24 protein-coding genes are annotated in these 25,517 nt (G+C 63.0%); 9 read left to right on the forward strand and 15 right to left on the reverse strand.

Annotation, left to right across the window (positions count from 1 at the left end; translation table 11 throughout):
• The first annotated feature begins 23 nt into the window (after positions 1 to 23).
• On the forward strand, positions 24 to 1,307 hold the full coding sequence (locus ACSC1P_RS20800; RefSeq protein WP_435362133.1) for a hypothetical protein: 1,284 nt from the start codon (positions 24 to 26) through the stop codon (positions 1,305 to 1,307).
• 290 nt (positions 1,308 to 1,597) lie between these two features.
• Positions 1,598 to 3,208 carry a succinylglutamate desuccinylase/aspartoacylase family protein gene (locus ACSC1P_RS20805; RefSeq protein ID WP_435362134.1) on the forward strand — a complete coding sequence of 537 codons (1,611 nt, stop codon included), beginning with the start codon at positions 1,598 to 1,600 and terminating at the stop codon, positions 3,206 to 3,208.
• A 9-nt stretch (positions 3,209 to 3,217) separates the two neighbouring features.
• Here ACSC1P_RS20805 and ACSC1P_RS20810 read toward each other — a convergent pair whose 3' ends face one another.
• The 3 genes from ACSC1P_RS20810 to ACSC1P_RS20820 all read right to left on the reverse strand — a co-directional run bounded on the left by ACSC1P_RS20810 (position 3,218) and on the right by ACSC1P_RS20820 (position 6,479).
• Complete coding sequence (locus ACSC1P_RS20810) at positions 3,218 to 4,150, reverse strand: rhodanese-like domain-containing protein (protein ID WP_435362135.1); 933 nt, start codon at positions 4,148 to 4,150, stop codon at positions 3,218 to 3,220.
• 52 nt (positions 4,151 to 4,202) lie between these two features.
• Positions 4,203 to 5,399, reverse strand: a complete 1,197-nt coding sequence (locus tag ACSC1P_RS20815) for an alpha-hydroxy-acid oxidizing protein (protein ID WP_435362136.1) — start codon at positions 5,397 to 5,399, stop codon at positions 4,203 to 4,205.
• A gap of 75 nt (positions 5,400 to 5,474) precedes the next feature.
• Positions 5,475 to 6,479, reverse strand: coding sequence for an ArsR/SmtB family transcription factor (locus ACSC1P_RS20820; RefSeq protein WP_435362137.1), 1,005 nt, complete (start codon positions 6,477 to 6,479; stop codon positions 5,475 to 5,477).
• Positions 6,480 to 7,154: 675 nt separating this feature from the next.
• On the opposite strand from ACSC1P_RS20820, the gene ACSC1P_RS20825 reads away from it, so the two are divergent.
• Complete coding sequence (locus ACSC1P_RS20825) at positions 7,155 to 7,706, forward strand: DUF1697 domain-containing protein (RefSeq protein WP_435362138.1); 552 nt, start codon at positions 7,155 to 7,157, stop codon at positions 7,704 to 7,706.
• Between the two features lie 380 nt (positions 7,707 to 8,086).
• Positions 8,087 to 9,571, forward strand: a complete 1,485-nt coding sequence (locus tag ACSC1P_RS20830) for an ATP-binding protein (RefSeq protein WP_435362139.1) — start codon at positions 8,087 to 8,089, stop codon at positions 9,569 to 9,571.
• A 520-nt stretch (positions 9,572 to 10,091) separates the two neighbouring features.
• Here ACSC1P_RS20830 and ACSC1P_RS20835 read toward each other — a convergent pair.
• The 4 genes from ACSC1P_RS20835 to ACSC1P_RS20850 form a co-directional block, all read right to left on the reverse strand.
• A complete protein-coding gene (locus tag ACSC1P_RS20835; protein ID WP_435362140.1) occupies positions 10,092 to 10,478 on the reverse strand; it encodes a nuclear transport factor 2 family protein in 387 nt (128 codons plus the stop codon).
• 290 nt (positions 10,479 to 10,768) lie between these two features.
• Positions 10,769 to 11,005 carry a hypothetical protein gene (locus tag ACSC1P_RS20840; protein ID WP_435362141.1) on the reverse strand — a complete coding sequence of 79 codons (237 nt, stop codon included), beginning with the start codon at positions 11,003 to 11,005 and terminating at the stop codon, positions 10,769 to 10,771.
• 424 nt (positions 11,006 to 11,429) lie between these two features.
• Positions 11,430 to 12,218 carry an N-acyl homoserine lactonase family protein gene (locus tag ACSC1P_RS20845; protein ID WP_435362142.1) on the reverse strand — a complete coding sequence of 263 codons (789 nt, stop codon included), beginning with the start codon at positions 12,216 to 12,218 and terminating at the stop codon, positions 11,430 to 11,432.
• 56 nt (positions 12,219 to 12,274) lie between these two features.
• Positions 12,275 to 12,571: a hypothetical protein gene (locus ACSC1P_RS20850; protein ID WP_435362143.1), complete on the reverse strand. Its 297-nt coding sequence runs from the start codon at positions 12,569 to 12,571 to the stop codon at positions 12,275 to 12,277.
• Positions 12,572 to 12,758: 187 nt separating this feature from the next.
• Between ACSC1P_RS20850 and ACSC1P_RS20855 the strand changes: the two genes are divergently transcribed.
• Entirely contained in the window at positions 12,759 to 13,820 is a 1,062-nt protein-coding gene (locus ACSC1P_RS20855; RefSeq protein WP_435362144.1) for a zinc-dependent alcohol dehydrogenase family protein, read from the forward strand.
• A gap of 54 nt (positions 13,821 to 13,874) precedes the next feature.
• Positions 13,875 to 14,882 carry a BtrH N-terminal domain-containing protein gene (locus ACSC1P_RS20860; RefSeq protein WP_435362145.1) on the forward strand — a complete coding sequence of 336 codons (1,008 nt, stop codon included), beginning with the start codon at positions 13,875 to 13,877 and terminating at the stop codon, positions 14,880 to 14,882.
• A 61-nt stretch (positions 14,883 to 14,943) separates the two neighbouring features.
• Here ACSC1P_RS20860 and ACSC1P_RS20865 read toward each other — a convergent pair whose 3' ends face one another.
• Both ACSC1P_RS20865 and ACSC1P_RS20870 read right to left on the reverse strand, forming a co-directional pair.
• Positions 14,944 to 15,189, reverse strand: a complete 246-nt coding sequence (locus ACSC1P_RS20865; RefSeq protein WP_435362146.1) for a type II toxin-antitoxin system HicA family toxin — start codon at positions 15,187 to 15,189, stop codon at positions 14,944 to 14,946.
• An 89-nt stretch (positions 15,190 to 15,278) separates the two neighbouring features.
• A complete protein-coding gene (locus ACSC1P_RS20870) occupies positions 15,279 to 15,497 on the reverse strand; it encodes a type II toxin-antitoxin system HicB family antitoxin (RefSeq protein WP_435362147.1) in 219 nt (72 codons plus the stop codon).
• A gap of 200 nt (positions 15,498 to 15,697) precedes the next feature.
• On the opposite strand from ACSC1P_RS20870, the gene ACSC1P_RS20875 reads away from it, so the two are divergent.
• Positions 15,698 to 16,999 carry an erythromycin esterase family protein gene (locus ACSC1P_RS20875; RefSeq protein WP_435362148.1) on the forward strand — a complete coding sequence of 434 codons (1,302 nt, stop codon included), beginning with the start codon at positions 15,698 to 15,700 and terminating at the stop codon, positions 16,997 to 16,999.
• A gap of 39 nt (positions 17,000 to 17,038) precedes the next feature.
• Here ACSC1P_RS20875 and ACSC1P_RS20880 read toward each other — a convergent pair whose 3' ends face one another.
• A complete protein-coding gene (locus tag ACSC1P_RS20880) occupies positions 17,039 to 17,575 on the reverse strand; it encodes a hypothetical protein (RefSeq protein ID WP_435362149.1) in 537 nt (178 codons plus the stop codon).
• Positions 17,576 to 17,893: 318 nt separating this feature from the next.
• Here ACSC1P_RS20880 and ACSC1P_RS20885 point away from each other — a divergent pair, with 318 nt between their 5' ends.
• Entirely contained in the window at positions 17,894 to 19,219 is a 1,326-nt protein-coding gene (locus ACSC1P_RS20885; RefSeq protein ID WP_435362150.1) for a hypothetical protein, read from the forward strand.
• A gap of 213 nt (positions 19,220 to 19,432) precedes the next feature.
• Here ACSC1P_RS20885 and ACSC1P_RS20890 read toward each other — a convergent pair whose 3' ends face one another.
• The 5 genes from ACSC1P_RS20890 to ACSC1P_RS20910 form a co-directional block, all read right to left on the reverse strand.
• Positions 19,433 to 19,831, reverse strand: a complete 399-nt coding sequence (locus ACSC1P_RS20890; RefSeq protein ID WP_435362151.1) for a DUF7970 domain-containing protein — start codon at positions 19,829 to 19,831, stop codon at positions 19,433 to 19,435.
• Positions 19,824 to 20,651, reverse strand: a complete 828-nt coding sequence (locus tag ACSC1P_RS20895; RefSeq protein WP_435362152.1) for a ParA family protein — start codon at positions 20,649 to 20,651, stop codon at positions 19,824 to 19,826. Before ACSC1P_RS20895 ends, ACSC1P_RS20890 begins: the two co-directional genes overlap by 8 nt.
• A gap of 840 nt (positions 20,652 to 21,491) precedes the next feature.
• Positions 21,492 to 22,250: an ABC transporter ATP-binding protein gene (locus ACSC1P_RS20900; RefSeq protein ID WP_435362153.1), complete on the reverse strand. Its 759-nt coding sequence runs from the start codon at positions 22,248 to 22,250 to the stop codon at positions 21,492 to 21,494.
• A 1-nt stretch (position 22,251) separates the two neighbouring features.
• Complete coding sequence (locus ACSC1P_RS20905; protein WP_435362154.1) at positions 22,252 to 23,376, reverse strand: FecCD family ABC transporter permease; 1,125 nt, start codon at positions 23,374 to 23,376, stop codon at positions 22,252 to 22,254.
• A gap of 2 nt (positions 23,377 to 23,378) precedes the next feature.
• Positions 23,379 to 24,644 carry an ABC transporter substrate-binding protein gene (locus ACSC1P_RS20910; protein WP_435362155.1) on the reverse strand — a complete coding sequence of 422 codons (1,266 nt, stop codon included), beginning with the start codon at positions 24,642 to 24,644 and terminating at the stop codon, positions 23,379 to 23,381.
• Between the two features lie 54 nt (positions 24,645 to 24,698).
• Here ACSC1P_RS20910 and ACSC1P_RS20915 point away from each other — a divergent pair, with 54 nt between their 5' ends.
• The gene (locus ACSC1P_RS20915; protein WP_435362156.1) at positions 24,699 to 25,409 is read left to right on the forward strand and encodes a hypothetical protein; all 711 of its coding nucleotides are present in this window, start codon (positions 24,699 to 24,701) and stop codon (positions 25,407 to 25,409) included.
• The last annotated feature ends 108 nt before the right edge of the window (positions 25,410 to 25,517 follow it).

The following is a 25,517-nucleotide window of genomic DNA, read 5'->3' on the forward strand; positions in this document are numbered from 1 at the left end:
GGGACAATATCGTTTGTGTATCTATGCGAACTGACAGGCGTTCCCTCCTGCGCCTCGGTGGTGCTGGCGTCCTCGCCACACTGGGTGTCGGCGTCGCTGGGTACTTCGGCGGTGACACGACTCGGTCGGTACTCGGCGGTGGAGAGGACGACGGTTTCACGTTGCCCGAGACGGGCGACCCGACGTACCGCCAGTGGCTCCCGGACCCGACTGAACTGCCGACACGGGACGGTGAGCCAGACCACCGCTACCTCTTCAACGTCCTCAATACGACTTCGCTCCGCGAGCACGAGCAGTCACTCCCCGGAAGCGGTGACCGACTGGGGGCGGGCCTGCGTGGATTCAGCCGAATGGGTCGGTTCCACCTCGGCCTCTCGTTCGACGATATCGACGCCGTGACGACGATCGGAATGGGACCGATCACGGTCGTCGAAGGGTCGTACGACACCGATTCGGTCCGGAAAACGCTCGAAACGACCGGGTTCGAACGGAGAGACCGCTACGGCGGCTACGAATTCTACACGCACCAGATGGGCGTCGCCGCGCTCGCTGCGGACGCGGTCCTCACCAGTACCGACAGTCACGCTCCTCGGCGGAATCTGGAGACGGTCATCGACGCCCAGCGTGGCGAGATTCCACGCTACCACGAGGTCAACGAGGACTTTCGGTTCCTCACCGACACCATCGGGTCACCGACGTTGGCGACGGTGTGGACGAGTGATCCAGAAGCCGATCGGTCTGGCTCCGATGGGCCCCGTGGAGTGGCCGGACAGGGACACATCATCTCTCACGGCGACGACGCTGCCTATCAGTCGAGGATAGTCCGGTTCCAAACGGGTGAGACCGTGAACCGCGACCGGGTGGTCGCCGCCATCCAACGTGGAATCGACCACTCTCAGTACAGCAAATCTCGACTTCTGGGAACCAGTCAACCACTGCAACCAGCACGACCGGGACGACTCGTACGGTTCGACGGAGAGATTCCGTACGACCGCTACGCCGACGTTTTCGGCGGTCCAGACGACGAACTCACGCCAGTCGCGACGTGGCGGTGTGACCTCGACCGTGAGGCCGAGACGGTGACTATCCACCACGTGGCCGGCGACGACGTTCCGGCGGACCGCCTCACCGTCATGACCAACGGCGGGCCGAGCGAGACGCAGTTCGCCGACGAGTTCCAGACGGTCTCGGCTGGTACGTCGCTCACGGTGCCGTACAACGTGGCGACGGCCTACCAGCAGGTGCGCGTCGTCTGGGAGAGTGCAGCCGGACGGCAGACGAGCATCCTCGTGTCACAGTCGTACTGACGGTCGAGAACGACATTCTTCCGCACGAAACGGACCCGAACCGAACAGTAACGGCTCATTTCCGGCTGATAGCATACCCAGTACTAGTCGGTAGCGACAGCAATAAATATCAAATATTTGATTTAAATGTATCAGAATACACTCACCTCAGCACGATTCTGAAGACGCGCGCCAAACCCATACGAGACACCAATATTCGACACCCTACTTGTAGGCTTCACATATGAAGCTGCGATACTTACCTACTTATTGAAAGATTTATGGTGCTGTGTCCGATACAATCTGACGGGATGGAACAAAGGAATCTCGGTACTGAAACTGACGGACTCTCACGACGGAACTTCGTTCGCGGTGCGGCGGCACTCGGTCTCGGTGCTGGCCTGCTCGGCTCGTCCTCTGGTGCAGGACGCGTCAGTGCAGCTAGCGGCCCGAGCCGGACTTCGTACGAAATCATGTCCGGCACGGAGCACGAAACGACGGTACATCACTACAAGTCCGGCGTCGAGGGCCCGACGACGATGGTCGTGGGTGGGATTCACGGCGACGAGAAGTCGGGTTTCCTCGCAGCGGACCAAATCGCCACGTGGAGCGTTGAGACGGGAGAATTGGTGGTTCTCCCCCGCGCGAACGTGACGGCGATTGCGGCCGACGAGCGACCGTACGACGACGACCTGAACCGGCAGTTCCCGCCCAGCGGCGACGGCTGTGAGTCTGAACTCGCAGAAGCAATCTGGGACGCTGTCGCCGACCACGACCCCGACTGGGTCCTCGACCTCCACAGTTCTCGCGGCATCTACCAGTCTGGCGACGGCGGCGTCGGGCAGGCGCTCTTCCCGACGATGCGCTACCCGGCCCGTCACTTCGGTGAGTCGGCGGTCGACCACGTCAACCACGACTTCGACCTCTCGGGCGACATGCGATACCAGATGGGGAACACACTGGACGCGGACCGCGACATGCTCATGCACCGCGTCTCCGGCATCCTCAACCAACCGGGCTACATCTGCGAGACGACCGAGAAAGCGCCACTCGAAGAACAGATTCAGTGGCACCTCTACACGGTCGAGTTCATCATGAACGCGAACGACCAGGTGCGCGGCACCCCGGAGACCAGTGACCCCGTACAGTCCGACGTCAAGTTCATGGCGGAGAAGTACGTGCTCGAAGAGTACTGGCAGAACGTCGACTTCAACGACTACTACAGCCACCCGGTCCTCGTCTCGTCGTCGCTGTCCTACGCCGGTGCCGACCCCGCACACCCGCGGCTGGCGAACGTCGGCAATCAATCGGTCGATGGGCGCGTCGAGGAGTGGAAGTACCTCAACGACAAACACTACGAGGAAGAGGCCGGACTGTTGCTGTTCGACGCTGGCGTCTACCAGTCCGACGACGGCAAGGACATCGAGGCGGGCCGAACCCACGCCGACAGCGACTGGAAGTACGTCGAGTTCGACGCCGACTTCGACGAGGCACCGGTCGTCCTCTCGGGCGTCCAGAGCGACTACAACGACGTTCCCCTCATCACGCGGGTTCGTAACGTCACGAGTGACGGCTTCGAACTCCGCCTCCACCGGGAAGACGGTAACAGCGAGTGGTACAGTCGCGAGATGGCCGGCTGGACCGCGTTCGAACCCGGGCAGGGCACGATGAACGGGCGGGACTACGAGGTCGGCACGACGACGCTCGACGAGGACGAGCAGACCATCGACTTCTCGGACAATTACGGCGGCGCAGTGTTCCTCGCGGCACCGATGACCTACAACGGGTGGAACACGGTCACGGTACGCTACTCGGACCTGACGCAGTCACAGGTCGACGCGTTCCTGCAGGAAGAGCGGAGTGACGACGATGAGATGGGCCACGTCGACGAGACGGTCGGCTACTTCGTGATGGAAGGCTAAAACCCGGTTTCAGCCGAGACGCTGGGTGACAACTGTCGACGACAGTTCAGAGAGCGTCCCACGGACGCTGAACGCCGGGGTCTCGACGACGACTTCCGACCGTGGCGTGACGTCGGCGAATCGGATGTGCAGTTCGAACGACCCGTCACCTTGGACGGGTGCCGCCTCCATCCTGTCACTCCCGACGTGACGGGCCCACACCATCTCGCCGGCGTACTTGGAGCTGGTTTGACCCTGGATGCGGTAGAGTTTTCGTGACGACGTGTCCTCCCCGACGACGGGATACTCGTCACGGAGCCACTGGTAGTAGCCTTCGTCGAGCACGTACACGTCCGAGTAGCCAGCCTCCTGAAGTTCCGCCGCACGAATCGACGAGAGGTGGTGCGGACAGCCGCAGTAACAGACGATACGCTGGTCTTTCCCCCAGTCGGCGACGTCCGAGTCGGCGATGGGGCTGCCAGCAGGTGAACTCACGGCCCCGTAGATGTGCGAGTCCCGGTACTGGTTCGTCCCGCGGGCGTCGGCGAAACGGGCTTCGCGCCGCGCCCACCAGTAGTAGACGTCCTCGATGGGCGCGAGTTTGACTTCTTGCCCCTCGTACGTCAGGGTCTCGTACGAACTCGTGTCGATCTGCCGCTCGGCCGGTGGCGAGTCCTGCTCTGGCGGGTAGCCGTCCGCCGGTTCTGGGTCGTCCGGATTCGACGTTACGTCGCTCGGGGTCTGGTCCGACTCCGTCGCGCCGGTCGTCGTGCCGTCATCACCGATCTCCTGCGCCGTCTCGGTCGTCTCGCCAGTCGTCGTGGACCCTCCCGACTCCGTCTGAGTCGCGGTAGTCGTGCCTGTCTGGGATGTCGCAGTGTCTCCGCTATCTGAAGGGCTTGTACACCCGGCGAGACCTACCAGTGAGCAGGTCCCGAGTGCGAGGAACGCGCGTCGTTTCATCTGATTGATGTTCAGCCACGGAGAAAAAAATGCCTTCCGGTGGCCGAGGTAATCACACGGGCCGGTCACCCTCGGCGAGTATCGACCGGTCGAGGGCCGCGACCGTGTCGTGTCCCGCGAGTGCGACGGTCAGGTCCAGGTCCGCGAGGACGTTCTCAAGCACCTCGTGGACCCCGTCTTCGCCGTCGAGCGCGAGGCCGTAGACGTACGGACGACCGAGCATGACCGCGTCTGCGCCGAGTGCGAGCGCCGTTACAGCGTCAGCACCGCGACGGATTCCGGAGTCGAACAGGACGGCGGCTTCGTCGCCCACAGCAGCAGCTACTTCTGGCAACTGGTCGAGCGCCGCCACCGCGCCGTCGACCTGCCGACCGCCGTGGTTCGAGACGAGTACACCGGCCGCCCCGTGGGCGACCGCCTCGCGGGCGTCGTCGGGGTGCAAAATCCCCTTGCACACCACAGGTAGGTCGGTCAGGTCACAGAGCCATTCGAGGTCCTCCCACGTCAGCGACGCGTCGGAGAACACCTCGACGAACTCCTGTGCAGCGCGACGTTCGTTCGCTTCCGGGGGCTGGTCCAGCCGGTCACGGAACACCGGGTCCGTGACGTAGTTGGCGATACCGTCACCGGCCAAAAACGGCAGGAAGCCACGCGAGACGTCGCGCTCGCGCCAGCCGAGGTGAGGCGTGTCCAGCGTGACGACGATGGCGTCGTATCCGGCCGCTTCGGCGCGCCCGACAAGACTCTCGGTCAACTCGCGGTCTTCGCTCGCGTACAACTGGAACCACTTCGGCGTGTCACCGAGCGCTTCCGCCACGTCCTCCAGCGGTTCGGACGACTGCGTCGAACAGACGTAGGGGACGTTCGCGCGGGCGGCGGCGCGCGCACTGGCGAGGTCACCTTCCTCGTGGATGATTCCCTGCGCACCGATGGGTGCGAGCAAGAGCGGCACGTCGAACTCGGTCCCGAAGAGCGACACCGAGAGGTCCCGCTCGCTCGTGTCGCGCAACATCCGCGGGACGATTCGGTACGCTTCGAACGCGTACCGGTTGTGTCGCTTCGTCGACTCCGACCCCGCCGCTCCGGCGACGTAGTCGTACGCTTCGCCCGAGAGCGCCTCCTCGGCGGCGAGTTGCAGCCGCTCGTACGACGGTGGAATCGGTGGCGTCTCCCCCGTGAGCATCCCGGTCGTGAACACCGCTGTCTGCCGGTACCGACCGTACGGTGTCGATGTGTGGTCCCCTGTCATGAACCGGGGTTCGACCGGGGGTGGCTTAGGTGTCGGGGCCGCCGTCGATGCGGGCGGCTGGTCGCGCGGCCCGTGCTACTCGGACTCCTCGATGTCGACGACATCGACGTTCTCGTCGAACACGACCCGGATGTGACTGCCGTCGTCGTGGGTGACTGCCGCACTGACGCGAAGTGGGTCCTCCGAGACCACTTCGTGCTCGTGAGTCAACGCCTCCTCGTATTCGCTAAATTGGTCGAAAAAGGAAACGGTCTCGGCAGCGAATCCTGTGGGATACCCGTGGCGGATATGGAACGACTGCACCGTTGGATGGACCGCTGCAACCATCGGTGTCGGTGCCTCCATCGAATCCTTGCACGCCGTACAGACGAAGCGGACCCGGAATTGTTCGTGATACTGACAGTCCGAACACGGCTGTGTCCCCGCTGTGTCGTGGGACTCACAGATGTCGAACCAGGATTCGACGACACCGGAACACTCCGGACAGATACCGAACAGTCGCATCGCGTTCTGCCGGTTCACCCTGAACGAGTTCGCCCGGAGCACCTCATCCGCAGTCCGTCCGGCGATTCCGGCGGGGTTGAAGTCCACTTCCATCAGCGTGAATGGGACTCCGTCGTCATCGGTCTCGCCAGCGTCTCCACAATTGGGACAGGCGACGCTGAGTGTCCGGTCCTCGTAACTGATGACGGTCGGCGCGTCGCAGTGCGCACACGGGAGGTCGGTATCGGTCGTGTCGAGTGCTGGTTCTTCGAGACCGACACCAGCGACGACCGTCCGAACGATTTTGTGGCCTGCTTTACGCAATTTGTAGCCGTCATCGGTCGCCTCGACGAAGTCGTCGAGCAGTTGATTGAGGTGATAACTGAACTGCCCGCTATCGTCGACGCCCACTCGCTCTTGGAGCGTCGAGAACGTGACCGAGTTGTCTCCGCCGAACGGTTCGTAATCGTCCCACAGTACCAACAAAACGGCGAGTCGCGTCTCGTTCCCTAGCGCAGCGAAGGCATCCGTCGCCCGCGCACTTTCCGCGTCAGAAACGCCCTCGGGAAGCAGTCTGGACTCGTCAGGCCCCGCCATACGCGTACAAGTGATGCAGCCGGTTAAAAACTGAGTGACTACTGCTCGTCAGGTGCGAGGAAAACGGTGGGGGAAGACCACCGTGGAGGGCCGAAGCGAGAAGCCACCAAGTTCCCGTTCGAGGGATGGCAGTCTCGACTGATAGAATTTTCCTGAAATTAGTTTCACCTGTGGGGGAATCTGGCTATCACTGGGCATGTGTTAGATAATGGTTCACGAGGTCCGAAGATTGTAGCACAGTTGACCAGTCGTCGGGAGAGACGCGCCGCTTCGGGGTCGGACAGAAGTGGCAGGGGGTGCCGACTGCATCGTCGAGAAGGCAGTGTGTGTTCGGTGCGATTCACCGGTTCCGGACAGTCTGCACGAGGCGAGGAAGAGCCGACCTACTGTGCTGTGTCGCAGTCGATACAGCGGTACTCGCCGTGCTGTTTGTCCCAGTGGAAGACGGAGCAGTTGTGGGGCTCAGGGTCGGGTGTCGTGCTTTCGATCCGCATGGAAGAAGAATGTGTGGGTAGCTACTAAATAGCATGGCCAAATCGATAACTATTGCCGGTGTTCGACTCCATTCGTCTGCTGAAAGGCGGCGACAGTACTCGTTCTGTAAACCACTTCGTTCGCTATTGTACGGGCGTACAGTGATGACAGCCGAGAGTGACTAGTCGAGCAGAACACACGATGGCGACAGACACCCGACCCACCTATGTCGCGTTCCTCCGGGGCGTGAACGTCGGCGCGCACAACCGCATGACGATGGACGACCTGTGCGAGACGTTCGAATCGCTCGGCCTCGACGACGTGCAGACGTACATCCAGAGCGGCAACGTCGTGTTCGAGGCGGCGGAGACGAGCACCGAAGCACTCGAAACCGACCTCGAAGCCGCCATCGCGGACGACTTCGGCTACGACGTCTCGGTGCTGGTCAGGACGGCCGACGAACTCGACGACATCGTCGCCGGATTCCCGTTCGACGAACCGAGGACCGACACTACGAAACAGTACGTCACGTTCCTCGACACAGAACCAGAGACCGAGGCAGTGGACACGCTGTTAGCCGGGCAGACCGACGCCGAGCAGTTCGTCGTCGACGGACAGACCGTGTACAGTCAACTCGACAAGGACGCACTGGGTGACGGGCGCTTCACCGACGTGGGGAAGAAACTCGGGGTCGACGCGACCCGGCGAAACTGGAACGTCACCACGTCGGTCCACGAACTGAGCACGTCGTGACGGTGACGCGAGCGCTCACCGACCACCCGCGGCGCAGAACCTGAACGTGCCCGAACGCGCTATTGTACGGCGTCACAGTCGATGCACCGGTACTCGCCGTGCTGTTTGTCCCAGTGGTAGACGGAACAGTCGTGCCCGGCGTGGTCGTCCGCGGTGTCCTGTGGTAGCATACCGGAACCATTCTCGGAATCGTAATAATTTCTGTGGGCTAATCGGCCGTCGTTACGGACAGTGAATAGTCCAGACACGAGTGCGAACTCACGGGCACAGTCGACCGAGTCGCCGACGCACTGTACAGCACGTAGTCGGTCCCGCTGGCGACGGGTTTCCAATCGGTTAGGGACCGGCATTTAAGGAGGGCGAGGTCCGGATACGGAGGTATGACAGAGGAACAAGAACTACTGGAACGACAACGTTCCGGTGGTGTTCCTCCGGGCGAGGCGGAACGACAGCAGATTCGAGTGTCGTTCGTCTCCGCGACGGATGACGACGAAGCAGTGACGGACACGTTCGCGAACCGCCCCGGGTTTGCGGTCACAGAGATACACGATGGAGCGGACCTAGAGCCGTTGCAAATCGAGGAGTTGGACTGTGTCGTCTGTGACTACCAACTCTCAGAGCGAGACGGACTCGACGTCCTCGAAGCGGTCAGGCGCGAGTATCCCACGCTCCCGTTCGTCCTCGTCGCACGGGAGCCCATCGACGGACTCGCATCGGAGGCTCTCGCGGCCGGCGCGACGGACTTCGTCCACCTCCCACCGGGCGAGTGCGTCGATCTGCTCGCGCACCGGATTCGAACGGCGGTCGCCAACGTCCCGACTGTGAGCGAGGAGAACCACCCGTCCGAGGCGGAGATTCACCGCATCTACCGGGCACTGAACACGTCACAGGAAGGAATCAGTCTGGTGGACGCCGACGGGGAGTTCATCTACGTGAACGACACGTACGCCGACCTCTACGCGTACGACCCAGCGGAGATGCTCGGAATGCACTGGGAGAACCTCTACCCGGCAGACGAAATCGGACGAGTGTACGACGACATCCTTCCGCGAGTCGACGACGGCGGCACCTGGACCGGCGAGACGACGGGACTCAGGGCAGACCAGACCACCTTCGTCGAGGACCACTCGCTCTCGAAGACGGCGTCGGGTGGCTTCGTCTGCAGCGTCCGCGACATCACCGACGAGCGACAGACCGAACGACAGGTCGCCCACGAACGAGAGCGACTGGAGTTCGTGAATCGCATCATCCGACACAACCTGTTCAACGGACTCAACGTCGTCTCGGCCCGGACCGAGTTCCTCGACGGGCACGTCGAGCCCGAGATGGCGACGCACCTGGAGACGGTTCAGCGGCGCGTCGAGGACATGATCGACCACGTCGAGATGATGCGAGCGTACATGAACGTCGTCGTCGACGACGAACCGGAACGAGAAGCAGTCGCGCTCGACGACATCCTCGGGCACGAGCTAACGAAGGCCGACGACGCCTACGACGAAGCCGTGTACGAGTACGCGGACATCCCCTCGGTCACCGTCCTCGCCGACGACCTCCTCTCGCTGGTGTTCGAGAACCTGCTCGCGAACGCGGTCCAACACAACGACACGGAGACGCCGACCATCGCGGTCACAGTCGACACCACACCGGACGACGTGGCAGTCCACATCTCCGACAACGGGCCGGGCATCGGTGCGGACGTCCGAGAAGCCGTGTTCCAGCGGGGCGAGAAAGGCTTCGACAGCCCGGGAAGCGGATTCGGTCTCTACCTCGTCCAGGAATTCGTCACCAGCTGGGGCGGGTCCGTGGCCGTCGAAACCGGCGACAACGACGGAGCCCACTTCGTCGTCACGCTACCGCGAGCCTGAGTCGGGACGTCAACCCGCCACTGACTCGCCGACGCTGACGGCAGTACACTACCTCGGGACAGTCGCGACTCGCAGAGTGGCGACGCTCTCCGTGTGAAGACCTTCGAAAGTAGAGGGGAAAGACGTGCGACCGCGAACGACCACACGTGGGGATGGTGAAGGTGAGGAACACAGTGGTGCTCCGGTGTCGAAACCGGGTGTCCCTCGGTGGACAGCCCCCTCGCCTATCCATCTACTGTTCGACGACCCGCCGGGATAAAAATATCGGCTACCGAGTATGTACGGCTTCCGAGATTGTGTGGCGATATCCGAACTGGGCACACCTGCGCTCCCCGCGCTCTTCCTTTAAGTAGTTCTGGTGATAACGGCTTATAGTGAAGCATTCTACGGGCGTTCTGCACTGCGAGCGGTCGCTATGTCCTCCGCCCTCGACGACGACCCGAGGCGCGGAGTCAGTTGGCGGATTCGACGATGAAGACAGCACACTGCGAAAAACAGAACCACAGGCGGACAGGGCACGCTACTGCCACAGCGCCGTGTCCGTGTAGTTCTCGAAGCGCGTGACTTTGCCGTCTTTGAGCTCCAAGACGTGTGCGAACGGACTCTCTATCTCCGTGCCCTGCGTCGTCGCGTGGAACACACCGAGAACGACGACAGTGTCCCCGCCGTCGATGAACCGCTCGGGTTCGACCACGAACGGGTCGAACTCCCGCATGGAGACCTCGAAGACCTTCTCCCGTATCTCGTCGGGGCCGACGTACGTCCCACCACTGGTGCACCCTGCCGGCTCGGTCCACTCGATGTCGTCCGCCATCGCCGCAAGCACCGTCTCCAGGTCACCCTCGTTGAACGGGTCGTACAATCCCCGCACTATCTCGACGTTGGTCGGTCGCTGTGTTGCTGCCATACGTCCTCAGTGACAGAAAGGCTGGCTCGTAGGATAGGCATCGTGCCACGTCGACGGACAGGTATCGGGCGGTGACGACGCCGGTTGGCTAAAGGGCGGTCGTGGGCCGCGACGGAACTGAAGAAATTGGACAAGGTGCAGGACCTCGCGTCGACGGCGAAAGTTCAGCGGGCACTGGACTACTACCGAGCGGGGGAGAACCGTAGATGAGGATGATTGGGTCCCACTCGGGCCAATTGAAGACTACCTAAACACAGTCCGATATTTGATTCGGCCACATTGATTGCCTTCTAATCCGAATGATTTCGGGTCAACCATTCCATTATTGATCCATGCCCTACTATCGGTTCGTCACTTTCTCTGTCCGGGAATAATACCGGCTTGTTACCATCACCAACGATCTCTTTGACCCTCTCGCTCTGTGGCGGAAAGAAGTATCCAGCATAGTCGATATATCTTGAATTTAAAAATTCCCTAATATTACCACACTTTCCGCACCTTTCGTGATAATGTATCTCGATGCCCATACTTCAGAATTATTGTCCCTACCAAAGAGTGTGACTTGATAAAACTAGCAAACGACGGATTTGTCCTGTGGGAGTTCTCTATTGATGAACCGGGACAATACTCACCAATATGGAGTGGTCGCTGTGCAGTCACGAGGTGAAAGAGACTCGCCTTGACGAAGTCGGAGACTGAAGAATAGAGTTGTTACTGCGTCGCGTCGCAGTCGATACACCGGTATTCGCTGTGCTGCTTGTCCCAGTGGTAGACAGAGCAGTCGTGTGCCGCATGGTCGTTCGTAGTTTCCTGAGTTATCATACTCTGTACAACGAGAGATGGGTACTAATGCTCGGGGCCAAATTACTTGTGGCCCGCGATTCTCCCCGATTTATCACGCTAGTTCGACCGATGCGCTCCACGTCGTATCACCCGCAGGACATACACCATTCACAACTGCCGTAGTTTCTCGACGGCGTCGGGGTCGTGGCCGGTGACGACCATCGCGTCCTCGCGCACGGCCACATCGTCCAGTCGCTCGCAACTGTCGAGCCACGCCGATTTGTCCCAGAGCAGTGCGCCGCCCATGGGTCGGCGCTCGGTCCAGTTCTCACGGACGTAGCCCACGTCGCCAGCGAGAATCACGGTGCCAGCGTCGCGGCGAATCACGGTGGCGACGAGACCGGGCGAGTGGCCGGGCAGGTGGACGAGGTCGATGTCGGGGAAGGGCGTCGACCGGCGGCCGGAGACGAGTCGCCAGTCGAGGTCGTGGTCGAAGTCGGGTGCCAGGTAGGCTTCGTCGCCGTGGTCAGTCTTCGCGCTCACGTACGCGAACTCGAACTCGTCGCGGTGGACGTACACCGGAACCCCGGTGTCTGCGAAGTTTTCGAGGCCGCCCGCGTGGTCGAGGTGCAGATGACTCTGAATCACGGCGTCGATGTCGTCGAGGCTGTACCCAACAGAGTCGAGGTCGGTCGCGAGCGGGCGCAGGCCCTCGTGGGTGAACGCGTCGTACAGGTCGGGGGGCCAGTGGCCGTCGGCGGCGTCGGGGTGCGAGCCGGTGTCCCAGAGAATCGTCGCGTCGGGGTGCTCGACGACGACGTTGTACACCGGACAGCGCACGCGCTCGTGGGTTGGTGAGGGGTTCGACGCGGTAGCGACCGCCGCGCCCTCGAAGACGAACGACTCGTCGGCGACGAGGTGGCCGCGGGGGACGGGCGTGATGGCGATGTCGGTCATGGCGGTAGTTCAGCCCGCAGGACCGTGAAGACTGGTGGAGTCGGTCGCAGAAACGCTCAGCGCCGGGTGTTTCCGGAGCCGACCCCCGGGAGCAGCCTGAACAGACGGGCGAGGAAGCTGAACACCATGTGGACCTCCCAGTACACCCAGTTCCCGAACCCGCGAAGCGTCTCCATCGCCCTGAACTCGTCGTCGGGGTTGCCGGCGGGTTCGAACGCGGTTTCCAACCGCTCCGGAGAGACGGACGCGAGTTCTCCGCTCGCGATTCGCCGGTCGTCGCCGTCGGTGAGACGCAAGAGTGTCACTGCGTCGACTGTCGTCCCGACCACGCGGTAGATGCCGGGTGCGGTCACATCGGTCGAATCTGTCGTTGTTCGGTAATGTTCGTAGGTGGAGACCATCGGTAGGTGACACAGCACAGTGGCTGTGTCGTCTCTGTGTCAGAGTCGGCCACGAGAGTGTTAGGTTTTTCTCAAGACATAAAACAAAGTTGACTATTGGGGCTGAAATTTTATGTGCCTCTACTGGGTCGCCTCCGGCATGCGCGCGCTCGTGCTCGAAGACTACACGGAACCACTGGCGGTCGAGACCGTCGACCCACCGGAACTGGCCCCACACGGAGCAGTCGTCGCGGTCGAAGCCTGCGGTATCTGCCGGAGCGACTGGCACGCCTGGCAGGGCCACGGCGAGTGGGCGGACGACCAGGTCCCCCTCGGGCAGGTACTCGGCCACGAACCAGCGGGGACCGTCGCCGCCGTCGGAGAACTGGTGACGGAAGTCGAACCGGGCGACCGCGTCGCGGTTCCCTTCAACCTCGGCGACGGGACCTGTCCGCAGTGCCGCAACGGCCACGGGAACGTCTGCGAGGACGGGTACGCCCTCGGGTTCGAGTCGTCGGCACCCGGCGCGTTCGCCGAACAGGTGCACGTCCCGCACGCGGACTTCAACGCCGTTCAGTTGCCGCCCGGCGTCTCCACCGAGGACGCGGCCGCACTCGGCTGTCGATACGTCACCGCCTTTCACGCACTCTCGCACCGCGCCGATGTCGCTGGCGGCGACTGGGTCGCGGTCCACGGCTGCGGTGGCCTCGGCCTCGCCTGCGTCCAAATCGCGGCCGCCCTCGGCGCGAGCGTCGTCGCGGTGGACGTGCGGGCCGACCCTCTCTCACTGGCGACCGACCTCGGGGCAGACGCCACCGTCGACGCGAGACGGGCCGAGGACGTCCCCGAAGCGATTCAGGACGCCACGGGCGGCGGGGCCGACGTGTCGGTCGACGCGCTCGGTCGGGCCGAGACGTGTCGGAACAGCGTGGCCTGTCTGGCGACTCGGGGCACGCACGTCCAACTCGGCCTGACGACCGAAGCCGAACGCGGTGAGGTGTCGCTCCCCATCGACTCGATGACTCGCTGGGACGTGGACTTCCTCGGGTCGCGTGGGATGCCGCCGTCGCGCTACGACGAACTCCTCACGATGATCGCGTCTGGCCGCCTCAACCCCGCAGCACTCGTCACGAGACGCGTCTCGCTGGACGAGGTACCGGACCGACTCGCCGCGATGTCCGAGTACGAAACCGAGGGCATCGAAGTCGTCACCGAGTTCTGAGACCCGTCGGCGGTATTCGGCACGATTTTCTCACCGGCCCCACTCTCTCGATGCATGCTCAGCGGATTCGACCACGCGACGGGGGCCCACTGTGGCTCCACGTCGTTGCGCGACGTGGCGGACTTTCGGGAGTGGGGCTTGTCTGAACCGGTCTGTTTCGGCATCGGCGGCGGTCTCGGGTTCAGCTACATCGAAGACGAGGATTCACCGACACGCCAGTTCGTCGGCCGGTCGCCGTGGCTGGAACGCGGTTTCTACGACCACCTCGGCATCGACTACGCGGAGAACGAGGGCCAGTCGTTCGACGCGGCGTGGGCTGACGTGTGCGACCACCTCGATTCGGGGCGGCCTGTTCTCCTGTTCGTGGACATCTTCGGCCTGCCGTACTTCGGCTCCGACGTGCACTTCAGCCCGCACGTGGTCGTCGCGGTCGGGCACGACGCTGCGGCCGAGACGGTGACGCTGGCCGACAGCGAGTTCGATGCGGTACAAGAGCTCCCGCTCTCTGACCTCGCCGCGGCGTGGGCCTCCGACCACGGCTTCTTCGGGGCCATCGAGAACCCGTGGCTCGCCCCGCTCGGTGAGGAACCGACCCGGTCGGTCGCCGACGCTGCCCGCGACGGCCTGGAACTCACGACGCAGACGATGCTCGACCCGGACTCGCTCTCGTTCCCCGGCGACGCGCAGAACGGCCTCGACGGGATGCGTGCGTTCGGCCGCGAACTCCCCGACTGGGACGACCTCCCCGACGCGACGTGGTGTACCCGCTTCGCCTACCAGAACGTCGAGAAGCGCGGGACCGGCGGCGGCGCGTTCCGCGGCCTGTTCGCCCCGTTCCTCGACGCGATGACGGACGAACTCGACGCCGTCGACGCGGCGCTCGCCGAAGACGCACGCGCTATCGCCGACGACTGGTCGGCAGTCGGACAGCACCTCAAACGGGCCGGGCTGGCCGACGACGAGAGTGAGAGTCGGGCCGCCTACGCGGACGCTGGTGAGGCGGTGCTCGCGGTCGCCGACCGGGAAGAAGTGCTGTACGAGACGCTCCGCGAACGGCTCTGAGGCGTGAACCGTCGTTCAGTCGAGGAGTGAGAATCATTGGCCGACTACTCAAAAGACAGTTCTAGACCAATTCGTCAATCGCATCGAGGAATGCCTGAAAATCGTCGGCTCCTGCCTGCGTAGCGATGCTCTGAAGCGTGCCAGTGTCGAGTTCGTCGTGCATCGGCACAATTACGGTCCGCTTCTCCTCGGTCTCAGGATGGATGTACCGGAGTTTGACGTGACTCCCGGTCTGACCGACTCGCCTGAAACGCCACTTCTGAAGGGCTTTCACGATTTCTTTCCCGGAGTACGTTCCGCGTGACACTATATCCAGTACGTCACGCGTGTTGAACAAAAAGGCGAGGGGAAGTAGGGACAGGTGTACCTACAACCGCACTTACGCCAAAATCGAACTCACAACCAGGGGGCGTCGGATGGATCTGTCACGTCGTCCTCGTCAGCGACAGGGCGTCCGTAGAGCTCTAAGGCTTCCGCGAGATTCGCCAACGCCTCAGGCTTCGTCTTTCCCTGGCTCGTGACGCCCGTCGCCTCGTCGGTCGCAACGACATGACTGTCGCCCACCGTGACGGTGATATTGTCGCTGTTGCCGACTGCGTCCTTGGCGTCTACCATCGTACTACGTACTACGTCTGACTAACGACATAGGATTTACGCCGAATATACTGAGAGGCGTCGAAGCCGAGTTCCGAGTCGACGCGACGACTCCGGCATACTTTTTATCAGCGGCCTAGAATTTGGTTCTGTCTTCTCAGAGGCCATAGCTGCAGCATCGTCCCCAGCGTGGCCGGCCACCGCCCGTCAGCGGTCAGCCAATGACACAAGACAGTCACTGCGACGAACTGATGCACAGTCTTCGAACACAAGCCATCGACCTCGGTGAGCAGGGCGTAGTCACCGATACCGACGACCAACCTGACCGACTCACCGCGTTCGCCGACATCGACATCGTCGGCATGGGTGAGGCGACACACCGCACCAGCGAGTTCTTCCGTGTCAAACACCGAGTCTTCGAGCATCTCGTTCGAGAGCACGGTTTCCGACTGTTCGGTCTCGAAGCGCAGTTCGCCGAAGCACTCGCCCTCCACGACTACGTCGTTCACGGCATCGGCGACCTCGAATCCGCACTGGACGAACTCGTCCTCACCATCTACGACACCGAGGAGATGGGCAGCCTGCTGCGCTGGATGCGCGCGTTCAACGAGGACCAGCCGCTGTCGGACCGAATCGCCGTGTACGGGTTCGACGTGCAGTCGCCGTCGGGAGCAGCAGCGGCCCTTCGGGAGTATGTCGACGAACACGATGTCGGGTCGGAAGTCGACGACCTGGTAGCGTCGTTGACGACGCTTGCAGACGGGATAGTGGACGGCTACGACGTGGAGACAGACCGACTCCAGATGGCAGCACAGGTCGTCCAGCGACTCGACGAACACTTCGAAGCCGACGCCGACTGCCCGGGCCAGCCACGGTCGCCCGGACTAGACCCGACACTCGCGAAACAACTCGTCTGGACGCTCCAGTGGGGCTGTGAGTTCGCACGTGCCGGGATGGAGACGGACAGGAACACACAGCACGGCGTCCGCGACCGGTATATGGCCGGGACCGTCGAGTGGATTCGACAGTACGAATCGCGAGCGCAAATCGCGCTCTGGGCACACAACAACCACGTCAAGACGGGCGAACTGTGCGGGATTAAGGGTGACGCCGAGACGATGGGTGACCGACTCGCTCGCCAGTACGGCGACCGGTACTACGCCCTCGGCTTGCAGTTCGGCGACGGCACGATTCGCGGACTCATGACGGTTTCGAGCGAGGGTGCGTTCGAGTTCGACGGACAGCAGTACAGCAGGCAGGAGATGGAAGTGCCCGAGGCACCTGCCGACGCGGTCCCGTCACTGTTCGCGCACGTCGACACTTCGACGGCGTTCCTCGACTATCGGTCACTCGCAGACACGTCGCACCTTCGAGCGTGGCTCGACGAACCACGGCCACACTACTTCGTCGCCGGTATCGTCGACCCGGCGGACGAGACGACCGTTCTCGAACCTCACAACGCGATTACGGAGTTCGACGGGATGGTGTTCGTCAGAGATGCCAGTCCAACGACGCCGCGCTGATGGGCACCTGTCGCGTCACCACAGAACAATCGGCTCGACTCAGGACGGGTCTTCGACGTCGTTCGGCTCAGTCTTGAACACGTCGTTGTCCTCGAACGCCTCCTCGACCACGTCACGGGCGTCGTCGAGTTGGTCGCTGACGGTTGAGACGATGGCTGCGACACCGACGCCACCTTCTTCGCGTTCTTCCTCAGGGTGGCCGTAGTAGTAGGGTTTGTCCGGGTCGAAGAACGCGGCGAGTTGGTAGCTCACGGCGCCGCCGAGCAGCAGAGCGAGGAGGAACAGCCAGTCCGGCAGCGCGATGACGACGAGAATCGTGAGCGGCGCGTAGCCGAAGTACGCGAGCGTCGTCACCGCCTTCTGGTTCACCGGGATGTTCTGTGCGTACGCGAACAGGCCGAGGACGCCGAGGACGAGGCCGAAGTCGAGGTAGAGGCCGACCCAGAAGTTTGCACCCCCGGCGACGACGACGTGGACGAACAGCGCGAGCGCACCCGTGAAGGTGGTCACGCGGTTGACGTACGTCTTCTCGATGACGATGCCGCCGACGAGCAGCAACAGCTGCAGCAGCGGCACCGCGAGCCACCAGGGCAGGTTTTCCGCGACGAATAGGGGATACATGAGGGTCTGGCCAGTCAGTCGTCCCCAACGTCGGCGGTACACGAGTATCAAGATTGTTGCCGTATCGAGGCTCGATATGGCCGACTTACTGTGCAAAGTTGCTTGCTTCCAGACCTGTCCAAAATACAGAATCGGCGAACGGCGAAGACATTGTTTCCATCGGGGATTTCCAACAGCGCCGCCGAATGCGGCGTTTTAGGGCGTCCTAGACGGTATGAATGTGAATAGTCAACAGTATTCTTTATAACCCTCGGGTTTTTAACGTCTCCTAACATGAACCGTCGGCATCTGCTCGGGGCGCTCGCCACGAGCCTCCCACTCGTCAGCGGCTGTCTGGGACGAGTGCAGAAGCCGCCGGTCGACGACCCCGGAAGCTACTCTCGTATTCTCGACCGAGACAACTTCGTCGACGAAGACCCGGAGGTCCAGTACGCGGCCGAGAAGGTCCCACGACTGTCGGTGACCAGAGCGACCACGCAACCGGCACCGGCACCGTCGCCCGAAGACGCAGCCGAGGATGCCGAGGTCCCACCTGCTTCGGACCCCGACTCGCGCCAGATGGACGACGGGACTATCCGCGTCGTCGACGAGTACTGGCAACACCAGACCCACGTCAGCGAGTACGGAATCGACGGCGTGACCGTCGAGACCTACCCGAGCAAGCCGACGTTCGACAGCGAACTCGCGACGATATACGTCGCCGCGTTCGTCTACCCGCACGGGAAACTCGTCGCCGAGGGAACGAGCGACCGGTTCGTTCGTTCGGACGGCCCCCAGTCCGTGGCGGTCGAACTGACGCTCGATGCCGCCCCACCGGACGAAACACTGCACTACGTTTCCGTCCTCGTCTCTGGTGACGCGACGGTCGAAGACGTCGGCGCGGCGAACTCCGAACTCGTCATGGAGACCGACCCGTTCGTCGTCGACCACGATGCGGACCGGATTCGTCCAGCGGACCGACAGGACAGACTCGACGACGTAGACCACGAGAACTACTCGCGGAAATCCATCGAAGGCGCGTACCTACAGACTCTCACCGGTCGGACCGAGGGCCAGAACTGGCGAGTGAGTTTCCTCTCGTTCAAGTCTGCGTACGACATCGCCCGAAATCGGTCGCGAGGACGTGCCCGGCGAGAGTACGTCGGCGTCGAACTGTACGAAGGTGCGGCCGACGACCTCGCGGGGTTGCTAGCCGACGCAGCGGAGGCGAACGGCTTCACCACCGACCACCAGAAGATAGAGTTCGCCATCGACTTCGTCCAGCGCCTCCCGTACGTCGAAGACGACGTGAGTACCGGCTTCGACGACTACACGAAGTTCATCATGGAGACGCTGGTCGACATGCAGGGCGACTGTGAGGACACCTCTATCATGCTGGCGTCGATTCTGGAGGCGAAACCGTTCAGCTACGACGCCATCTTGGTACAGCCGCCGGGACACATGGCCGTGGGCCTGTACTACCCCCACGAAGACGGCGGCTATCAGTACAGGTACGACGAACGACTGTACTCCTACATCGAGACGACCGGGGCCGGCTGGGGAATCGGTGACATTCCCGACCAGTACCGCGGTACCGACCCAGAGTGGTATCGCGTCTAGGATGGCATAGTGGGGTGGTCCGTTTGTCTCGGACGATTGAACCGATGGACGGGGTTTAGAATTGATTTTGGCCGAATATAGCCCATAATCCACCCAATTTCATTCGTTCACCAATAGAGAAAATTATGGAATCGGTACGGTCTGATTCGTCGTCGTACCGAAAACACACGTCTTCACGTGCACGGAGAAGGTATATCGAAATGCGATATATCGCTACTCGTCGCGCTCGTCGATTATCTGGTCGATAAGTGCGTCCGTATCACCCGCTGCAACCTGGAAAACCGCGTCGTAGAACTCTCTCCCGGTCAGATTCCGCACGTCGTGCTCGGTTCGAAGCTGGGCGTCGACGAGTGCCTGTGCGTCTTCGAGTCGCTCGATGGCGTCCTCACGCACGTAGACAGTCTTCTTCGTCGTCTCGTCGAACGGGAACGCGGCAGGGTCGGCTTGCTCTTCTGGTTCGGTCTCTTCCAGTTCCGACTCGCCAGGCTGTGAGTCCGTGGACGCCTGCTCGGACTCGGTCGACTCCGAACTCGCTTCTTCGGTGGGTGACTCCGGTTCGTCCTCCTCGTCGACTGCGTCGCCGAGACCGGCGAAGCGGTTCCCGTCAGGCATCGGCGACACCTCCGGCTTCGACCACGGCCGCAAGCTGGTCGAGCCTGTCCAGCATGTCGTTCTCGGGGTCGTAGCGACCGAGGGGCTGGCCCTCGCGCCAGGAGCGCCGGAACGCGATTCGTTCACGGATTCCCGGCCCCGGCGACTCCGAGTCGTCGAAGTGAGCAGACCGGGCGAACTCGGGGAGGTACTGGCCGAACTGGGAGTCTTCGAGATCTGCGATGATGCGCTTCTCCTCGTTCGTTCCCGAGGTCGCGTTCGGGACGATAGCGAGGATGTCGAGGTCGAGTTCCTCGCGGATGGGCAGCATCTGCTGGGTGAACATCCGCTCGAACCCGCTCACGCTGGGTTCGCTCATGCGCAGCGGCACGATGACGTGCTGGCTGGCGATGAGCGACGCATCAGAGAGTGGACCGAGATTCGGCGGTGAGTCGACGACGATGTAGTCGTACTCGTCGCCGAGCAGTGGTTCGATGACCTTGTTGCGAATCCAGAGTTGGCCGAAGGTCGCGCTCCGGATGATGTTCTCGACGCCGTCTAAGTCCTCGTGTGCGGGCAGGACGTCGAAGTCCTCAGCCTCGCGGATGAGGTCAGAGAGCGTGACCGACCCGTCTCCGTCGAGGATGTCTCCGAGGTGGACGTCGGCCTTGTAGGCGTCGGCGAGTCCGACGCCCTCCGTCGCGTTCCCCTGCTGGTCGAGGTCTGCGAGCAGCACGTCGTGGCCGCGGTTGGCGAGTCGTTCGGCGAGGTTGATGGCTATCGTGGTCTTTCCGACGCCGCCTTTCTGGAGGGCGACGCTGACCGCGCGTGGTGTCGTCATATCGTTGGCGAAGTGTACACAGTGTAGACGGTTCGCACCGTGCAGACTGTCGAGGCTGTGTCGACCGTCCGGGCGGTGCGGGCGTTTCTCACGGCCAGTACGACTGAGGCCGACGACTTAACGGTACCGCTGAAAGTTCAGACAGTTTACACTGTGTAGACCGTTTAGACAGTGTGATTGAAAATCGTCTGCGGTTTCGCCGGGCAGACCGCCGCAACGGGAAGCAGTTTACACAGTGTAGACATTCTACACAGCGTCACTCGAAACGGTCGGTGGGAATCGGAGAGTCCAGTGTTGCTGCACCAGATATAGCGACGGCCCACAGAACGCCCAGACGGTCAGCACGTCCAACACAGCCTGCACCGCCTGAACATCGTACGTGGTCCACACTGTTCAGGCCGTTCAAGAATCTCACACCGTTTACAAATTATACACCGTTTGAAATGTGTACACTTTCCAGGGCGCAAAACGCGCCGTGACTGAGATTTAGTACCCACAGCCACAAGGAAAGTCTACACTTTTCAGACGTTCTACACAGTGTGAAATTTCTAGACTGCCTTTGGAGTGTAGCGACCACGCGACTCGCAAGTGAGCCGCCAAACAGACGAAAATGTCCACAATGTTCGGACAGTGTGCACAGCGCACAACGTTTACACCGGAAACACGGTGTCGGCAGTCCAGAAGGTCGAGGCAGTCGAGACATCCGGCAGAAGACGCGGTCATCCCCCTGTCGTGACCGTCATCGAGGTGCGTCGAGGGCCGACTATGTTGCTGTGACCGCACGACAGCACACCGCTTACACAACTTACATTGTGTACACCGTGTAGAACGTGTAGACAGTTACTCGGGGTACTTCTCTGGCAAGACGACCGTGTGCCCATCGACCTCGACGACCCGCGCGGCCACGTCGTACACCTCACTCACAAGGTCGTCAGTGACGACGTCCGGGCCACCGACTGCGGCAACCTCGCCGGCCGCGAGGAAGACGAGCGTGTCGGCGTAGCGCATCGCCAGTTCGAGGTCGTGCAACGCGAACAGGACGGCCAGTCCGTCGTCGGCCAGTCTCTGGACGTGGTCGAGCACGTCGAGTTGGTGGCGCAGGTCGAGACTGCTCGTCGGTTCGTCGAGGACGAGGCCGTCCGGTTGCTGTGCGAGCGCCCGCGCCAACCGAACCTGCTGTCGCTGGCCGCCGGAGAGGTCGGTGAGCGAGCGCATCGCCAGGTCTTCGATGCCCACCTGTGCCAGCACGTCGCCGACGACTTCCCGGTCGGCAGCGGTCGGTCGCCACGACGTGTGTGGCTTCCGGCCGGTCAGCACCGTCTCGAAGACAGTCGACGGGAGCCCGCCAGATTCGGCCTGTGGGACGTAGCCCAGTCGGCCCGCGAGCGTCCCGCGGGCGAGCGTCGTCACGTCGTCGCCATCGACCGTGACCGTTCCCCCCATCGGTGGCCGCAGCCCGAGGACCGTCCGCAGGAGCGTCGACTTCCCGACGCCGTTGGGGCCGAGCAATGCGACGCACTCGCCCTGTTCAACCGTGAAGGAGACGTTCTCGACGACCGGGTCGTCGTAGCCGACCGTGACGTTGTCGAGGCGAATCATCCTACCAGTACTCCCTCCCGTTGACGATGAGGTAGAGGAACAGCGGCACGCCGACGAAGGCGGTGACGATACCGACCGGCAGGACGACCGGGGCGATGAGCCGCCGCGCGACGAGGTCCGAAGCGAGCAATAGGACGCCGCCAGCGACGCTCGACGCGACGACGAGGAACCGCTCGTCGCCGCCGATGACCCGGCGAACGATGTGCGGGACGACGAGGCCGACGAAGCCGATGACGCCGAACAGCGAGACGACGACGGCCGTCACCAGCGAGGCGACGATCATGCCAGTCAGTCGAATTCGCGTGACTGCGACGCCGAGCGACCGAGCCGTGTCGTCGCCCGCGTCGAGCACTTCGTAGGCCCACGCGCGGCGGACGAAGTACAAACTCGCCGCGACGACCGTCGTCCAGAGCACCAGATTCCCGTCCCAGGTCGCTCCGGAGACGGTTCCGAACTTCCAGGCGATGAGCGCGGCGAGTTGGACGTTCGTGGCGAAGTATTCGAGCGTGGAAGTCCCCGCCGCGAAGAACGCGCCGAGCGCGATACCCGTGAGGACCAGTGTCTCGGGCGTCGCCCGTCTGAGTCTGGCGACGACGAGGATGGCCCCTGTCGAGAGCAGCGCGCTCGTGAACGCGGCCGCAGTCGTCAGGTAGGGCACCCAGTCGACCGCCGAACTGCTCGTCGACGACCCGGCGCCGAAGACGACGATGGCGACGGCTGCCCCGAACGCGGCCGCCTGCGAGATACCGAGTGTGTACGGCGACGCGAGCGGATTGCGGAGCAAACTCTGGAGGACAGTTCCGGCGATAGCGAGGCCGAATCCGGCCCCGACCGCAGCGACGATTCTGGGGAGTCGGATGTTCCAGATAACCCGCGAGGCGGTGCCCTCTTGCTGACCGAGCAGGATGGACGGCAGGGACTCCAGCGGAATCGATATCGGCCCCGAAAGCAGGGTGTACGTCACCAGCACGAGCAACAGTCCGAGGAGGCCAGCGACCACGAGGAGCTTCCGGCGGACACGCTGTTCGTACGCCTCGACGGGGTCGGCGTCGACCGCCGCCGCGGAGTCGATACTCGTGCCGCCCGCCTGCGACTGGGTAGTTCCGGGGGTATCGCCGTCGGCCACGGTCAGGACATCGGGCCGTAGCCACGCCCGTAGGCGTCGACGACGCCCTGATAGACGCCCTCGCCGACGAACATCTCGTAGATTTCGTTAGCCTTTGCGACCGGGTCCACGTCGTAGGCGTCGGGGTTAGCTGCCGCCCCGACCGCGTAGGCGTCGGCGAGAACCGTCCCGAAGTTCGTCCCGTAATCTCGTGTCGGCATCACGGCGTACACGTCGTCGTTCGCGATGGCCGTGACGTCCTGATACTCCGGCGCGTCGAGCGCTTCGTAGGACTCGGTCCCGAGGTCGACGAACAGCGTCTCCGGGTCCCACTTGATGAGCGTCTCGGGGTCGATTTCGATGCGCGTGGCTCCCTTCTGGCCGCCACCGCCACCTCCGCCGCCACCGCCTCCACCGCCTCCACCGCCACCACCGCCGCCACCGCCACCACCACTACCACCGTCACCGCTACCCGTCGCATCGGCCGCGACGTTGCTGACGCCGCCGAAGGTGAACGGGACGTAACTCGGCTGGGTGAAAGTCAGGCCGTGCTTGCCGCGGCCGAGATAGCCCACGTAGCCGCGTGGCTTCGTCTCGACCTGCCCGGCCCGTTCTTCGAGGTCGGCCATCGTCTCCTCGACGTAGCCGCGGAGTTCGCTCACACGGTCGCCGGTGGCGAACATCGTCCCGAGCAGGTCCAGTGAGTCGAAGAACGACTCGCGGAGGTCGGCGGTCAGTCCGCCCGGTTTGATGACCACGACGGGCACGCCGAGTTGTTCCTGCATCGTGTCCGCGTCGGACTCGCTCGCGTAGCCGGCCACGACCACGTCGGGGTCGGTCTGGAGCACACGTTCGAGGTCCGGACTCTTCCGCGTCCCGACGGTCGGCAAGCCGGTCAGTCGGTCGTTCGCCAGTGTGTACGGGCGAAACGGCCGGTCGGCGTCCGAGGTCTCCAGTTGCTCGACGCCGACGACTCGGTCCACACCGCCCGCGTACGCGACGAAGCGGAGCGCTCCAGAGCCGAGGCCGACGACCCGCTCGACGGTCCCGGGCACCGTCACGCTCCGGCCGACGGCGTCGGTCACGGTACGTTCTTCGGGCGTCTCCGTCCCCGACTCCGTGTCGGTGGTGTCGTCGCCAGTCTCTCCGGCACTGCTGGTCGTGGTCTCCCCACCGCCCGTCGACGGCGAATCAGACTGTGTGCTACAGCCAGCCAGTGCGGTTCCCCCGCCCACTGCGAGCGCGCCAATCCCCCGAAGTAATCGCCGACGCGAGCGTTGTTCCGTCATTGGAATATCGCTTCGCGCACAACGACTAAAGTGATTCGCCGACGAGAGGGAGTGATGCGCCTGCTCGTCGGCATCGACGACACCGATTCGATAGACAGCGACCACGGGACCGGCCGAGTCAGTCGGAACCTCGGCGCGCAACTGGCCGCCGACCACGGCCTCGACTGGGTCGGCAGCGTCCGCCAGCAGTTCCTCGTGGACCCGCGAGTCCCCTACACGACCCACAACAGCGCGGCCTGCCTCGTGTTCGAGACCGACTCGCCGCCCGTCGAGGACATCGTCGCCGACGCCGGGGCCTACCTACAGGACGTGATGGCCGACGTGGCCGACCCCGGCCTCTGTGTCACACCAGCGGCCGGTGTTCCCCAGGCAGTGACCGACTTCGGGCACCGCGCACAGGAGTCAGTCGTCAGGAAGACCGACGCGTACGAAGTTGCGGCCAAAACCGACGTGTTCCTCGACGAGTACGGCGGCACCGGCGAGGGCGTCATCGGGGCGCTCGGGTCGGTCGGACTGACCGCCGCGGGCGACGACGGCCGGTTCATCGCCTACGGTGACATCCGCGCGTACGGCGAGCGTGTATCGGTCGAGCGACTCCGCGACGACGGTATCGACGTGGTCGACGAGGCCGGCGACGCGGTGACCGAAGGGACGATTCTGACTCACGACTGGATTCGTCCGCAGTTGCGCGGCGGCAAGCCGACGCTGCCGGTCGAACCGGACGACGAACAGGCCGACTCGCTGCGCCCTGCAAACCTGTCGTGATACGCGTCGCTGTCCTCGGTGAGACCCACGTCATCGTCGGAATTCGTTGCCGGTAGAAAAGTGTCAGGAAATTTGTTAGTCCGATTCGAACTGGGGTGAACAGTCGGG

This window comes from Haloarchaeobius caseinilyticus (genome assembly GCF_051207395.1).
In the GTDB taxonomy this organism is placed as follows: domain Archaea; phylum Halobacteriota; class Halobacteria; order Halobacteriales; family Natrialbaceae; genus Haloarchaeobius.